This is a genomic window from Neobacillus novalis NBRC 102450 (assembly GCF_001591805.1).
Taxonomy (GTDB): Bacteria; Bacillota; Bacilli; order Bacillales; family Cytobacillaceae; genus Neobacillus; species Neobacillus novalis.
The window spans coordinates 1-15,422 of sequence record NZ_BCVP01000053.1; the positions used below are offsets into that span (position 1 = coordinate 1).

The 15,422-nt window shown below is 39.5% G+C and carries 13 protein-coding genes and 1 pseudogene; 4 read left to right on the plus strand and 10 right to left on the minus strand.

The features are described from left to right. Positions 1 to 272 precede the first annotated feature (272 nt). The 6 genes and pseudogenes from BANVL01_RS24635 to BANVL01_RS24655 form a co-directional block, all read right to left on the minus strand. On the minus strand, positions 273 to 1,010 hold the full coding sequence (locus tag BANVL01_RS24635; RefSeq protein ID WP_066093428.1) for an amino acid ABC transporter ATP-binding protein: 738 nt from the start codon (positions 1,008 to 1,010) through the stop codon (positions 273 to 275). Between the two features lie 15 nt (positions 1,011 to 1,025). Further along, a complete protein-coding gene (locus tag BANVL01_RS24640; protein ID WP_066093431.1) occupies positions 1,026 to 1,685 on the minus strand; it encodes an amino acid ABC transporter permease in 660 nt (219 codons plus the stop codon). 181 nt (positions 1,686 to 1,866) lie between these two features. After that, positions 1,867 to 2,652: an amino acid ABC transporter substrate-binding protein gene (locus tag BANVL01_RS24645; RefSeq protein ID WP_066093435.1), complete on the minus strand. Its 786-nt coding sequence runs from the start codon at positions 2,650 to 2,652 to the stop codon at positions 1,867 to 1,869. Between the two features lie 684 nt (positions 2,653 to 3,336). Continuing rightward, entirely contained in the window at positions 3,337 to 3,999 is a 663-nt protein-coding gene (locus BANVL01_RS24650) for a putative endonuclease domain-containing protein (RefSeq protein ID WP_066093439.1), read from the minus strand. Between the two features lie 807 nt (positions 4,000 to 4,806). Then, on the minus strand, positions 4,807 to 5,583 hold the full coding sequence (locus tag BANVL01_RS28885) for an OmpL47-type beta-barrel domain-containing protein (RefSeq protein ID WP_425311869.1): 777 nt from the start codon (positions 5,581 to 5,583) through the stop codon (positions 4,807 to 4,809). Next, positions 5,572 to 7,635 (minus strand): annotated as a pseudogene (locus BANVL01_RS24655) (pectate lyase family protein); the annotation flags it as partial. The pseudogene BANVL01_RS24655 and the gene BANVL01_RS28885, both read right to left, overlap by 12 nt. A gap of 570 nt (positions 7,636 to 8,205) precedes the next feature. On the opposite strand from BANVL01_RS24655, the gene BANVL01_RS24660 reads away from it, so the two are divergent. The 3 genes from BANVL01_RS24660 (at position 8,206) to BANVL01_RS24670 (ending at position 10,080) form a co-directional block, all read left to right on the plus strand. Beyond that, on the plus strand, positions 8,206 to 8,538 hold the full coding sequence (locus tag BANVL01_RS24660; protein ID WP_066093441.1) for a winged helix-turn-helix transcriptional regulator: 333 nt from the start codon (positions 8,206 to 8,208) through the stop codon (positions 8,536 to 8,538). A gap of 340 nt (positions 8,539 to 8,878) precedes the next feature. Continuing rightward, positions 8,879 to 9,607, plus strand: a complete 729-nt coding sequence (locus tag BANVL01_RS24665; protein ID WP_066093444.1) for an NAD(P)-dependent oxidoreductase — start codon at positions 8,879 to 8,881, stop codon at positions 9,605 to 9,607. 14 nt (positions 9,608 to 9,621) lie between these two features. Further along, positions 9,622 to 10,080, plus strand: coding sequence for a DUF2269 family protein (locus BANVL01_RS24670; protein WP_066093447.1), 459 nt, complete (start codon positions 9,622 to 9,624; stop codon positions 10,078 to 10,080). 564 nt (positions 10,081 to 10,644) lie between these two features. Here the strand turns inward: BANVL01_RS24670 and BANVL01_RS24675 are convergent. After that, positions 10,645 to 10,866 carry a hypothetical protein gene (locus BANVL01_RS24675; protein WP_066093450.1) on the minus strand — a complete coding sequence of 74 codons (222 nt, stop codon included), beginning with the start codon at positions 10,864 to 10,866 and terminating at the stop codon, positions 10,645 to 10,647. 510 nt (positions 10,867 to 11,376) lie between these two features. Here BANVL01_RS24675 and BANVL01_RS24680 point away from each other — a divergent pair. Further along, positions 11,377 to 11,565 carry a hypothetical protein gene (locus BANVL01_RS24680; protein WP_066093453.1) on the plus strand — a complete coding sequence of 63 codons (189 nt, stop codon included), beginning with the start codon at positions 11,377 to 11,379 and terminating at the stop codon, positions 11,563 to 11,565. A gap of 198 nt (positions 11,566 to 11,763) precedes the next feature. Here the strand turns inward: BANVL01_RS24680 and BANVL01_RS28010 are convergent, their stop codons facing one another. The 3 genes from BANVL01_RS28010 to BANVL01_RS24695 form a co-directional block, all read right to left on the minus strand. Next, positions 11,764 to 12,153 (minus strand): DUF5661 family protein, encoded by a 390-nt coding sequence (locus tag BANVL01_RS28010; protein ID WP_172800882.1) that lies wholly within the window; start codon positions 12,151 to 12,153, stop codon positions 11,764 to 11,766. Between the two features lie 538 nt (positions 12,154 to 12,691). Next, positions 12,692 to 13,858 carry a sugar ABC transporter permease gene (locus BANVL01_RS24690; RefSeq protein ID WP_066093456.1) on the minus strand — a complete coding sequence of 389 codons (1,167 nt, stop codon included), beginning with the start codon at positions 13,856 to 13,858 and terminating at the stop codon, positions 12,692 to 12,694. Next, positions 13,855 to 15,375, minus strand: a complete 1,521-nt coding sequence (locus BANVL01_RS24695) for a xylose ABC transporter ATP-binding protein (protein ID WP_066093459.1) — start codon at positions 15,373 to 15,375, stop codon at positions 13,855 to 13,857. Before BANVL01_RS24695 ends, BANVL01_RS24690 begins: the two co-directional genes overlap by 4 nt. Positions 15,376 to 15,422: the final 47 nt, after the last annotated feature.

Genomic DNA, 15,422 nt, shown 5'->3' on the forward strand with positions numbered 1-15,422 from the left:
TATAAACGGAATTTTACCATTTATTTTCAAACACAGTGAAATCAACATTCAGTTATAACAGAGCCTTTGTAAACAGGAACTATGGTTGGAGGCAGCACTAGAATTTGTGCCATATCCAGCATTTAATATTACATGAATATGAAGTTGGCCCAAATGCTAAAAAAATCATGTACCCCTACGTAAAAGGGTTCAGCCCTGCAGTTAAAATAGCCGGACTGAACCCTGAATTGTTACTATATAAATACCATCGTCACGCTTCTACGGCACCACCATCAACGATTTAAAAACGCCTTCGTCCGTTCGAATTGCGGGTTAGTCATTACATCAGAAGGGTGACCGGATTCAATAATTTCTCCATTGTCCATAAAAATAACACGGCTGGCTACTTCTTTTGCAAATCCCATCTCATGGGTGACGACAATCATTGTCATGTGTTCTTCTGCCAGATCCTTCATCACCTGCAGGACTTCGCCGGTTAACTCGGGATCCAGCGCCGATGTAGGCTCATCAAACAGCAGAATATCAGGATTCATCATCAACGCTCGAGCAATGGCTACCCTTTGTTTTTGGCCGCCTGATAAATGAGCAGGGTAAGCACTTTCCCGGCCCGTAAGCCCGATCTTCTGCAGAAGCTCGCTGCTTCGCTTCCTTATATCGGAAGCAGACTCCCTTTTCGCTAATCGTGGCGCCATTTCCAAATTCTCTTTGACTGTTAGGTGCGGGAACAGATTAAAGTGCTGAAACACCATTCCCATCTTGGTGGTAATCTGCTTGATTTCGTCCGGCTTTGAGTAAACACCGTCCTTTACAAGATCATCACCGGAAACCCGAATACTGCCTCCATCAACTTTTTCCAGGTGGACAAGACTCCGGAGCATCGTACTTTTCCCAGATCCGGAGGGGCCAATCACAGCCACTACATCGTTTTTATTAACATCAAAGCTAATCTGTTTTAAGACTTCCAGATTGCCATACGACTTTTTGAGATTAGAAACTTCAATGATTGCCATCCTTATTCCCCCTCCTTATTCAAATCTTAACCGCCGCTCGATCCATTTAAAGAACAGCGTTAATACAAGCGTCATCAGCAGATAAATAACACCCGCTACAGCAAAAGGAATAATCGTAAAATCACGATTGACTGCTGTCTCTGCATAATGCAATAATTCCGGAACCGCAACGGCATAAAGCAGGGCCGTATCCTTGACCAGTGTCACCGATTCGTTTGCCACAGCAGGAAGGGCAATACGAAACATTTGCGGCAGAATGATCCTTGTCGTCATATGCCATTTAGAAAAACCGAGAACTTGTGCAGCCTCATACTGTCCTTTATCAATGGCTAAAAGTCCGCCGCGGAAAATCTCAGCAAAATAGGCAGCATAATTAAGGATAAACCCTATACAAGCAGCCACAAAGCGGTCCAGCACCAAATATTCCCCGATGCCCGGAATCATCGGCAGCCCAAAACAGATCACTAATAGCTGAAGCAAAAGCGGTGTCCCGCGCATCACATAAATAAAAGCTTGTGCCAGCAAGGATAGTGGCTTGAAGCTGCTTTTTACAGCTAACGTTAACAAAAAGCCCAGCGGAAGCGACACAACAATGGCAATCACAAACAAAAGAATCGTCATTTGCGCCCCTTCCAGCATCGGCTTAAGGATCGTTATAATGTACTCATACGACATAACAGGATTCCTCCAATAACAAAAAGCGTAAGCGCCTTGGTCAGCCCCGATATAGGGAGACTTAGTCGATTGGAAATCGGCTTAGTCTCCCTTAATGCGTGCAGAAAGCGATAGCTTTCTGTAGCCCAGCGCAATACAAAACAGGGTCCCTTTGGAATCCTGTTTTGCTACCTATTTATCATTATTTTACTACTTTATCTTCACCAAACCATTTATTTGAAATTTTAGCGGCCGTGCCGTCTTCATTCATTTTATCGAGTGCCTTTTGCAGTTTGTTCAGCAGTTGCTCATTCCCTTTTTTCACGCCTACTCCATATTCCTCAGGAGCGAGGGATTCATTAAGCACTTTGAACGTACCCTGCTCTTTTGTCATGTAATAATCAATCACAACTTCATCAATCACAACCGCATCTAATCGGCCGCTTTTTAAATCATTCAAGGCCATCACATTATCGGAGAACTCCGTGACCTCTTTAATCTTGGACTTTATTGGATTCGCATCCAAGGCATCCGAAGCTGAAGATAATGACTGCAGCCCGACCCTTTTTCCTTCTAAATCTGCCAGTTTGGATACTTTAGAATCGGCCAGTGTGACCACTACCTGAGCATTTTTTAAATAAGGCTTTGTAAAAAGAACCTTTTTCTTACGTTCATCGGTGATTGTATAACCATTCCAGATAAAATCAATCCGGCCGCTGCTTAGTTCAGATTCCTTTGTTTTCCAGTTGATAGGCTGGAATTTAACCTTCACGCCCATCTTTTCAGCAGCTGCTTTTGCATAGTCAATATCAAAACCAACAATATTATTAGCATCGTCACGGAATCCCAGCGGAGCAAATTTATCGTCAATACCGATTTTCAGGATTTGATTATCCTTTTCCTTATCGCCCGATGTATTATTCGAGCAGGCTGTTAAAACGGAAAATACCGCTGCGATCACTAGAACTATAGATACTAGACGTTTCATATGAAAAAACCACCTTAATTGGATTATCATTTCACTTTAGTGCGTTACCATGCTATCGCACTATCGAATTATAACACTATACTATTTTTTAGGCAAGGGGGACAAAGGGACAATACATTGTCCCTTTCCGGAGACTACCATTACATCCGAACCTCCATTTATTATTGTCCTAAAAACATATTGTGGGGAAAGTATTATTGTGGAAACTAATTCAAGAAGTATTGAACCTCAAGGGGAATGTTATGAAAATAAGTAATAGCTTGGTAGTTTTCTTTTTCATTTTACCTGGTTAATCAAAAAGTTATTACTATCCCATTTTACTTTCAACAAGGAAAAAAATGATAGAAAAGGTGCTAGGTACATGACAATTACCTAGCACCTTTTATTTATTTCATCACTCAAAAACTCTTGGATTTATATAGAATGCTAAAATCAAAGCACCCAAATATTCAAAAACCCGTCCCGCGATAGTTTTCATCACTTCCTTTTGTAAAAATAAGCGGAGATTTTTCGGTTAGATGCAGAATAGAGCTCGTTTGGGGGTAAATAAGGGGAGTTTTTCCGATTATGCAAAGCAAAATCCCCCATTTTCCCGATTTTCGAGTCAATAGGCGGAATCTCTCCGTCTATTAGGGCTATTTTTAATGCTATTTACTAATTAAGCGAAATTCTTCCGTCTATTTATCAGATCGGGTGCTTAACCTGATCCCCCAACCGATAAGAGCGAACCCTCTTGACCCCAGATGCGGGAATCAACATCTTTTTATCGACTAGTTGAGAAAGTATTTTTTTTACCGTCTTATCACTTAGCTTCAAATACTTCTCGACTTCTTTAGGGGATATGGCTTCTCCTTTTCGAATCGCTAGCCGCAGCACTTCCTTTTCGACAAAGGACAGAGATGTCTGATCCAGTTCATCACCCAGCCATTGACCAATCACTTGCTGAACAATCTGTTGGCATCGACGAGGCTTCTCTTTAACTTGGTCATAAGAAAAGCGGATTACGATCCAACCGTCAATCACCAACTGGTTTTGACGTTCCAGGTTGTCTGAAAATTGCCATCTGCTTATGTTCTTCAGGTGCGGACCATACCCGTCGACCTCAAGGCAAATCCGGATGGCGGGACGAATATAAGCAAAATCCAAATACCTTTTGCCATCCTTGAAATCATCGACTTCATATTCTGGATGAAGATACTTGAAATGGTAAAATAATGGCCACCACACTTGCTTCAAAAATAACATTTCAGCCTGATTGTGACCTTCTTGTAAGCGCCGCAACCGTTCACCGGTTCTTGCCTGCAAGTGAGTATTCATAAAGGCCTGGTATTCTTCTTCAAATCCCATAGTATACCTCTCTTATCCAATGGTCATGTTTTTTACAGCACCCTTTATACACTAAAACCGGTCTATCATTTTCTACATTATTCTCAATTAAATACATTATTCAACAACAACCACTAAATTCCTACCAAATTCGATCCATAAATTATGACAAATTGAAGAACAAAAAACAGAGAGGTCAGCTCCCTGTTTAGATTTCACACTTTATCGCATTAAACTTTTGCTGGGCGGGGGTCTGACACCAAGATTGGTAAAGTTTATTTTTCCTACGGAAGGGTAGGTAAGTAAAAAACTCTTACGAAGGAGATGTTAATAATGGACGAACATAAGCAGGTCGAAAGGACTGAAAGGAAGTCGGATTCCAGTAAAGTAGCTTCTACTTTTATAAAATATGCTGCTTATCTAATTATTTTTTTCGCAATACTGTGGTTTATTATAAGTTATGTGATACCGATGATTAAAGGGTAGACTTGAAGAGCAACTTTATCATATATGATAAGGTTGTTTTTTCGAGCTGTAAGTTAAAATCATTTAAGGTTTTTCCATCGATGTTGCAAACACTAAAATAAAAGTTGACCACTTTAGTACAATTCTCTAATCAAAAATGACCACCCTTAACACCAAATCCCTTATCATGGAGTTTGTAAAGAACTTCATGATTTAGGAGGAAAAAGGGATGTTAAAGATGGCTAATATGGAGCTTATCAGAAAATTGCACTTAAAAGAAGGTCAATCTATTCGGCAATTATCAAAAGATCTTAAACTATTAAGGCAAACCATTCGAGCCGAGTCGGGGTCCGATCCCGAAATTCATTTCATTAATTCTCCCGCAAAGTTGATTAAATATCCACCCTGTTCACCCATAATTTGTTTATTTGTCTGAGCCTTTACATGGTTCATAAATGCATGAAGCTGACTATCTCTCACTTTTATATTTCCTCTTTCTTCCGCTGCTTTTGCGGCAGCTAGTTTAGAAAGATAAGAGACAGCTTTTCCCTCATTGCCATTATCTTTTAAGAAAGACTCTGTTAATGCAGCTAGGCTCTCAAAGTTTACTGTCACAGTTATTGTAATAGATACTTTCGTTTTATTTCCAGCAACATCAACGCCCTCTGCTTCGAACGTGTGATCACCGATTCCAAGCTGATAGGCCGGTGCTGAAATTTCTTTACACGTACTTGTATCAATACCAGATAACACATCTTCTCCATTACAAGAAATCGTAACAATCTCATCAATACCATACACTACACCATCTCCAACAGAGAAGGTAATGACCGGTGCTGTTAGGTCAATGTTAATTCCAACTTCCTTCTTTTCTTCAACATTGCCAAATTCATCTTTACTCCAGTAATGGATTACGTGCTTACCTTCTTCACTAATGTCAATCGAAGTTCCAGTTTGTACATTGCCGTTATTGATTGAGTAGTACGTTGCAGCAACCTTTGATTCCCTGTCTGATGCTTTTAAGTTCACTGTAACAGGACCGCTATACCAATCGTTTTGTGCTTCTCCCACAATTTCATGCGTTGTTTCAGGAGCTGTGACATCCGGCGTTTGATTACCACCTGCAAATTCTAGTGCCATGTAAAACAGATTTGTCACATCATCTTTTGTAATAGTATGTGTGCCAGGCTCAAGTGATACAGTCACAATGCCATCTTTCATTGGATAACTTGTTCCATTTATCTTGATTCCTACTCCATCTGCTGTATTAAACACTAAAATTAATGTTGAATCTTTCGTAGTGGTAAACTTAATGCTGGTTGAGCTTTCAATTTTCAAAGCTTGAGTTAGGGTTAAACCATTATACACTATGGTTCCCTTACTTTTTGAGAGGCTCCCTGCAATCGTGAAAAAGTCGCTTGCTATTCCATCCGTGGTAAAGTTATGGACATATCCTTCAGTTGCCGGGTCTGCTGGGTCTGATGGGTCTGTTGGATCTGTTGGAGTTTCTGTTGAACTGCCTCCTACAGAAACAAGGTTAGTGGTGTAATTTCTTATTTTAGTCATTAGTGCTGCATTAATGCTACTCGATGTGTCATCAACGGAATTATCAAATTTCCATGTAAAGTCTCCATTATTTAAGCGTCCAGCTTCCGCCGTTACAATTTTTTCAACAAGGCTTACATCATCAATGTCTGATGGGTCTACTCCCAAATCAATCCTTGTATCAAAATTATTATAAGTGGTTCCACCTACTAATGTTTTGTATGAACTTGGAACCGTTTCACTTCTTGCCGAAGCTAAGTAGGCATCAAATGATGTTGCATGAGCCGGAGCTGTTCCTGTATCGGAATTCGCATAAATAAGACTTGCAGCATCATTAATAATATTATTGTATGCTTTAATCATACCTCCATCCTCACCAGAGAATGTACCACTTCCTAAAGCATCAGTGCCTTGTAAGGAACTCATCATTGGATATTTGGCATGTCTAAAATAGTTTGATTCTACAAAGGCTGAGCTTCCTGTTGTAGTACCCACACCATATTTTGAGATTCCATCAAAGAAGTTATTGTATACATGAACAGATGCTACTCTTATACGCGGGTGACGGGAGTCTGAATGATCAAACCAGTTATGGTGGAAGGTTACAAAGAATTCTGCCGAGTCACTCAAACCGACTAGAGCAGATTTTCCGGAATCCCAGTAGTGATTGTAAGATAGTGTACTATACGTTGATCCATTTTTAAGGTCAGTGGAACCATCGCCTTTTGCCTGGTCAGCATCTCCGCCTGCAGTTCCATAGAAAATATCATTATGATGGATCCAAACATTCACATTGCCTGTATCCAGGGAAATGCCATCGTCAGGGAATAACGCGACACCTAGATTTCTTACTTCTACATTACCGACATATCTAAGCAGGAAACCCCATCCATAGGCATAGGCATCTTCTCCGATACCTTCTAATGTCATATTCATTTCCGAATAATTTGATTTACCTTTTACTTGAAGATATCCGTTACTGTTAAGTTGCCCACTCATGTCAGCAGCTGTAACTTTTCCAATAAATCTGATGGCAAGTGGTGTTGTATCGTAGCCTTTTTGCCTTAAGTTCAAAATTTCACCGATACCAACCGCCGTTTGTTTAGCGCCCTTACTATTGATGATCACATCAAGCGTTACGGTTTTGGCATTCTTAGATGTTACATAAATAACTTGAGCACCATCCTTAAGTGTTCCATCATCATGATAAGCACCTGAACCTGTGCCATATTGAGAGTTTGCTGCAAAAGAAAATCCGGATCTATCATGTGCCGCTACTGAAAGTTTATTTGAAACAGTGCTTACTGTTGAACCATCTGACAGTAACGCTTCCACTTTCATGACATAATCTCCAGCTGCAAGGCCCAAAGCATCAGCTCTCCAATATGTAGCGTATTTTCGAATTAATTCATCGTCAATTTGTTCATATTGAGAATCCGGTCCGCCTGCAGGTTTAACATATACCTTATACCCTTCCGCATTACCAATAGGTGACCATTCTACATATGCAGTTTCAAACCAGCCGCCACTGTCAGATACAGAAAGACTAGCAGCATGTACAGTCTGATTGGCGAATCCTCCTATTACTAAAGATAGAATAAAAGAATACAATAAAAAATGACGCAAAACTTTTGTAATCACCCTCATTATTACCATTCCTCCTTAGTTAAAAAGTTTATGAAACTCTCCTTTCATTTTTCAATTTTAGTTGAAAACGTTTACAAATATAATTCAAAATCTTTGGAAAATTGTTTGACTTTTTTATATTTGACATACACATGGGGAAACGGTGTGACTCCGAAAGAAATGATAATGTAGGAGGAATTCCAGTAAAAGGAATGAACCCCTTTGGCAGCTAAAAATTTTGTCAGTTAAATAAACGTTTGATTAAATACGCGGAAATGCCTACTGTAAGGGTTTAATTCTGGTTAACTGCCAAAAATTTTGTCAGTTAATCAAACGTTTGATTAAATATAGCTCTGTCACACATCGATCGTATTTGATTATAGGTTCAGTGGGAGTAAAGATTAATCTAGCCAAAGGAAATATTTTAAATTGTGGATAAAAAGAAAGCATGTTCCTGAAAGCCACTTCTACAAGCCTTTTTTATCCTTTTTAGTTTCATTTGATTGACTTGATTGTATATCTTTTGTAAAATTTTGTTAAGTGTTTACTTTAGATAATGCACTCACTTAAAAGTAAGGGGAGGATTTATCAATGATTCATCAGCGTGAATGTCCAGTTGAGACACTCATTCATGTTTTAGGTGGCAAATGGAAGCCAATGATTTTATGGCATTTGATTGAATCCAGTAAGCGATTCAACGATCTGGAAAAGCTTATACCTGATGTTTCACAAAAAATGCTTTCACAACATCTCCGAGATTTGGAACGAGAAGGCATAGTCGATAGAACGATCTACCCTACCATCCCTCCAAAAGTAGAATATTCCCTAAGTGAATACGGCAAAACATTAATCCCTGTAGCAGAAGTCATGTGCGCTTGGGGAGAAAATCATAATAAGCGGAAATATAAAGAATCAGCGTCTTAAAGCTGATTCAAAGAACTTGTACACTAATTCAATCAACTCAAAACAAAAGCTGCCACGGGATACCGGGCAGCTTTTGTTTACCTACAGTCGGCACTCCTGTTATGAATTAATTTTCGGGCTTGAGTTAATAAAACTCCTGATAGTGTAGGATTGTCGCCAATCTGTCTTTTGATATTTCCTGTCCTCCCGAACTCCGCGTGAACAATTAAGTCTTCCCATTCTGTCATGCTTACTTTTAAGTAAGTACCGTACTTTAAAGTGGGTTCTTAACATAATATTAAAACGATGCTAAGCTTGAGTTAACCAAATATTGGGAGACATTTAAGGGGAGGAAAGAACAATGAAAATTATTGTTTTTGGAGCGACGGGAAATACAGGAAAAAGAGTGTTGGCGCGAGGGATAAAAATGGGGCATGAAATGACAGCATTTGTGCGAAATTCTGAGAAGCTTTATGATCAACTAGGTGAGCATTCCGCACAGCATGTGAAGGTGATCGTGGCCGATATTATGGACCCGGTCAGCATCGGTGAGGCGCTCGCGCATCAAGACGCCGCTATTATTGCAGCCGGCCATGCGGGCCAGGGAGAAGAGTTTGTTCGTATCGTCGATAACATTATAACCCAATGTGAATTCCAACCTAGTTTCTCTGGGCGGGTATGGATAATGGGAGGAGCCGGACTGCTGGGTATTCCATATACCGATCTTATCGGCAACAATTTACCTGGCTTCCCGCCTGAGTATAAAAATCACAACCGGAATTTCGAACGGCTACAGCAGACTCAACTCGATTGGTCCATTATGTGTCCGGGAACAATGATTGATTCGATAGAGCATCCAGATCCGGTTCATCTCCATGTAACAACGGAAACCTTACCCATTCCGATTCCGGAGATGATCAAGGAATATTCCGAGGCAGATATAGCCCGTCACTTGTTCAGCCGACTTCAAGAGCTGGATGTTGCTTATGCCGATGTCGCGAAATGTATGCTGGACCATATAGAGCTCGGAGGATCGTTTAAAAGAAAAAGGGTCGGTCTTGCCTATCAAAGCGATATTCTGGTGCACTGAGGAGAAGGGAGATAATCGGTTTGTTTGGATTACTGCTCGTTTTGCATATATTGGCTTCGATCGCCATGATTGGTCCAGCTTTCGTGATGCCCATCATTCGAAGATCCGCTAGAACCGTCGGTCAGCTGCGCTTTGCTTTTGGTATAACGACCAAGCTTGCCATAATACCTAAAATTGGCGGAGCCGTACTTATTATAACCGGGGTTTGGCTTATGATCATAACCAAGATGGGGTTATCTCAAATGTGGCTGAATGTATCCTTCCTTTTATCGCTGCTCATGGTCGTCATGATCGACGGATTGATCGAGCCGCGTATGAAAAAGGTCATAAAGATTGTATCTGAAAGTCAAGACCAGGGTAATGAGATACCCGCCGAGTTCGGACTGTTGATGAAAAAGATCGTACCAATCGAGACGGCGGCACAGCTGCTGATGATTGCCATATTGGTGCTTATGGTCGTTAAGCCTTTTTAAAAAAGCCGAAGGGAGCGACTTGACCACATTTTAACCACTAACGCATAAGAATCCGAGGATCTATGATAATGAAGGGAGTCATTTTTTCAAATTTATCCTTCTCGACAGATCACAAACAATTGACTAGGCACCGTTAACAATACTCCTGCTTTTGGGTGCCGGGTTCTTCCCTCTGATAGTTGAAAAGAACCCGGACGGCTCCTGGCACCCATTTCTTCTGTCATAGATTCGTATCTCTAGTTTCACTAATCGACATCAATTCGACGAAATGACAACTATGAAATACTATTCAATCCATTGTTTGAAACAGCAACAAAGTATTGATCTATATAGATTTCCCTTGCAAATTCGTAAAAAAAGTTGTCGATAATTGCCAGGGAAATTTGCAGATTATAACCCGCATAGTTGCACGAATGGACTAGCTTCACGTGAACTTACATCATCCTACCTATTTCATGTATTTCCGCCATTAAATAAACGTTTAATTGAAAGCAGGACCAACCCACTCCCATCCTGGACTTTCCTCCTACATGGCTAGAAAATGATGTCAAATTCCGCCGGTATTTATGTTGGTTCCGTTGGTATGATGGCCCAGCTATTCCCATTCTGAATGATTCTACATCCCGGATATTCCTTCTGTAATCTTCTTAGTACCGTATCATCAAAAATTTTCTGAGCAGCCTGTTCCGGGTTATTTTCATTCACTGCTTCGTCCCTCGTTTTGAAGGATTCAACAATACCTAAGGAAGGAATATACATAAACGTCTTCTTCTCTCCTGCCTGCATCCTTATCACTCTCCTCTGTCCCAACTATATTTGCCATAGAAACCAAAAACCCTTGTGACAAATTTAGCAATAATGGGGAAAACATAGCCATCGGGATTGTGATGGGTATTTCAGGTTTTACAACTGGTTCATTTCTGCTTTAACCTTTAGCACATCAGTCTGACAAACCTAAACAAAATTCTCTTCCATTAAAACTAAATAAACGTTTGATTAAATATGCCAGAAATCCCGCCATATAAGGATTTAATTCATTCAGCGGCCAAAATTTTTGTCAGTTAATTAAACGTTTGATTAACATAGCTTTGACCCTCATCGATGGGTAAATTGCGAGTTTCTATTATAAAAGGAGTCGAAATATGTACCCCGATACACGACGACATTTCTTCTAACACATCACCCTAAGTTCGATGAAACATGAGAACCTCCTTCCCCTACTTCATTTTGTATAAACTATGAAAAAAGTGTCCATCCTAAAGCTATAAAAATAGTTAATATGTAGGGGGATGGACTATGAGTACTGAAGAATTAACAAAAATTATCGCGGTGAAAAAAATGGATTTAGAGGAATGTGAACAGGAGCTTAACACACGATACTACCCATCAGTTGTAAGATTGGCAATGACACGTTACATAACAGAGTTGCGGCACCAAATAGAAATGATTAATGGTGATGAATTAAACAAGATTGAAAATAGCTGAAAAAGAAGACCACGAGAGTCTTCTACTAGTTTTGTTGACAAAAACCAATCAAAAGCCACCAGAACCGTCTCCGTGGTTCCTTTACCGCATTAAACTTTAGCTAGGTGGGGGTCTGACCCCACTGGCCCCCGTTAAGTACAATTTTCACAAACTCGCTTTCAAATATAAGATATTCTTATCATTTAAGTATCCAAAAAATCATTTATTCCAATAGGCTTTTGCTTCTTCCTCAAGTATCTTTAATCTTTTGTAGTAATCAGGAAACTCGTTAAGATGAGCCAGTGCAATTTTCCCAGTAATAATAGGATCATCTCCTGTAACATTCGTTTGGCTGGATATTTTTCCATGTTCAAGCTCTGTATTTACTCCCATCCAAAACTCATCTAAATCAAACTTGCTTTTATTAAAGTCAATGCCTAAAAGTAAAGCAATTGCTGCTGCTTCCTCTTTGGAAAAAGATTTAGCCCTAGTTCCAGAACGATTATTTCTATACCCTTTTGGACTTCCGGTGGTTGGATATAGATATTGCGTACCATACTTATAACCGTTAACGAAGTGGTTCAAATACGGATTATTATAGTAGTACAAAACACATCTCTCCTAAAAAGGTAGTTATCAACAATATACGTTAGTTACCTTTTTATGTGCATGTCTTCTATTGAACTTACGAACGCCGTTAGATGGTCTCCAAAAAAAGATTGTTGCTTGTATTGATTCGCTGATAAAATTGAAAATTCGCTAATAAATTGGTCGAATTCGCTGATAAAATTGTAGATTCGCTGATAAACATCCTTGGAGATTTATTTAGAAGTAGCAAGTATCATTTCTATTATAAGTATAATGTTAGTAAAAGAATCAAAAGGAAAAGAACTCACTTTTAAGAAAGCACAGTAACGATTTTCGTCAGCCTTACACATTCGTTTGGGTAAGGCTGATGCCAATTATAAAAGAATTTTCTAGGTCGGTCCCCAGCTATTTTAAAGCGGTGAGGGCCTGACACGTTTGTAAAAAAGTTATAAAGCCTTTATTTTACCGCTCAGGGCTATACTGTATATTCAACCTTTTTGTTACAATTCAACCTTTCAATACCACCCCTTATCAGTACTTCATAATTTGAAGATAAACATTATTTTTTCTGGTTAGATACATCCAACCATACTGCAAAAATGAGAATGAGACCTTTTACAATATACTGCCAAAATGCTTCTATATTCATCATACTCATACCATTATCAATACTCGTCATAATCAAAGCACCAATGATGGCCCCAACGATTTTACCTTTACCACCCATTAAGCTTGTCCCACCGATAACACAAGCTGCGATGGCATCCAGCTCATATGAAGTCCCAGCACTGGTAGTAGCAGCGTTTAATCTGCTTGTTAATAAAACTCCGGCTATACCGGCCAAAGCTCCCATTAAAATAAAGACAAATAGTACATTTCGTTTGATATTGATTCCTGATAGGGCTGCAGCTTCAACGTTACCTCCAATCGCATATGTGAACCGGCCAAATGATGTCTTATGCGATACAAAAAGGAATATTCCTGCTAAAACCACTACAATTAACATTGGTACAGGAATTCCCAAATAGCGATTAAGCATGTAAGTTACGATTATAATACAAACTGAATAAACCGTAATTTTTCCATAATCAATAAATGTCGGTGCAAGCGTTAATCCCAATGTTTGCCGTTTTGCTCTTGAACGTATTTTAGCAATAAACAGAAAAACTACAGCAATTACTGCCAAAATATAACCGACAGCATAGGGGATAAAGCTGTTTCCAATTTGACCGAAACTAGTACTCAATGGAGCAACTGTTTGTCCTTTGCTAATACCGATCAAAATTCCACGGAAAACCAGCATACCACCTAAGGTAACAATGAACGCAGGTACATTACGATAAGCAACCCACCAACCCTGCCATAAACCGATCACGGCTCCTACTATAATGGCGGCAAGAACAACAGTTACTGTATTCCAGCCTTGCCATACCTGCAAAATAGCGGCAATACCACCAGTTAGACCGACAATCGAACCAACCGACAAATCGATATGCCCGGCAACAATCACCAATGTCATCCCAACGGCAAGTACGGATATAACAGCCATTTGCGTAAATAAGTTTGAAAGATTCCGAGACGATAAGAATTCACCGCTGGTAAAAAATCCGAAGATCATTGCAATGACAACAACTGCAATGATTAACGTATAGGACTGAACATCAAATTTAAATCCAACTGTTTTTTTTTCCTGTGGGTCTTTTATTGTAGTTACTGGACTGTTCACAGCTTTTTCCCTCCCGTTGCACAAGCCATTATTTTTTCTTGTGTTGCTTCTTCACGTCTGAATTCTCCCATGATGGCCCCCTCAGACATAACAAGAATCCGGTCAGAAATCCCTAAAACTTCTGGCAATTCCGAAGAAATGATGACAATTCCCACTCCCTGTTCTGCCAGTTCATTCATAATTTTGTAGATTTCATATTTCGCGCCTACATCTATTCCTCTCGTAGGTTCATCCAAGATAAGAATTTTAGGATTATTCAGGATCCATTTGCTTAAAACTACCTTTTGCTGATTCCCTCCACTTAACTGGCCAACTCTCGCTTCAAGGTTTGGCGCTTTAAGCTTCATTCGTTTATTAATTTCTTCCGCTTTTTTAACCTCAAGGGCATTATCAATCACATTCAATTTAATGACTTTATTAAGGGCAACAAGGGTAGAGTTTTTGACAATATCCATTCCCAGAATAAGACCGTATCTTTTCCGATCCTCTGAGACATAGGCCAAACCTGCCTGGATTGCATCAGCCGGTTTTTGGATTTTTGTTTTCTTCCCGTCAATGACAACTCGTCCTTCTTTTTTTCCTTCAAGGCCCCCGAATAAGCTTGTAAAAAGCTCTGTGCGGCCTGCTCCCATCAATCCGGAAAACCCAAGTATTTCACCTTTATGTAACTTAAATGAAGCATTTTTTATAATTGCTTTATTTAATTGCTTATCGAAAACTGAATAATTTTCAACCTCCAAGATTGTGTCACCAATCTTGCGCGGTTCATATGGAAACAATTCAGTGAGTTCTCTGCCAACCATTTTCGCGATAATCTTGTCTTCATCCATCTCCGAAATTGGATAGGTTCCAATTGTTATACCATCTCGAAGGACTGTTACACTATCTGCTAATGCCATCACCTCACCAAGCTTATGAGAGATATAGATACATGTAACACCTTTCGATTTCAAGTCCATTAAGATTCCTTTTAAAATTTCAACATCGCTTTCCGTGAGGGCAGCTGTTGGTTCATCAAGAATCAAAATATCTGTATTATGTGTCAATGCCTTTGTAATCTCAATTAGTTGTTGTTTTCCGACCGTTAACTGATTAACCTTTGTTTCAGGATTAATATCTAAACCTATATAATGAAGCCATTTTTGTGCCTCAGTATTAATTTTATTCCAATCAATGATTTTACTTCTCATTAAATCATGACTAAGGAAAATATTTTCCGCTACCGTCATTTCCCCTACAAGTGCCAGTTCTTGATAAATAATTGAAACTCCAGCCATTTGTGATTCTTTGATGGATTTAAACGAGACTTCATTTCCATTAATTACAATCCTTCCACTATATGTTCCATGTGGGTATACACCACTTAAAATTTTCATTAGAGTTGATTTTCCCGCACCATTTTCACCACATAAGGCATGAATCTCTCCCTTACGCACTGAAAATGTTACATTGTCTAAAGCTTTAACACCTGGAAACTCTTTCGTAATGCCTTGCATTTGAAGCGCAAAAGCTTCCATACTCAGTACCTCCTAAGTAAAGCATAAACGCCTTAATCAAAACCGTT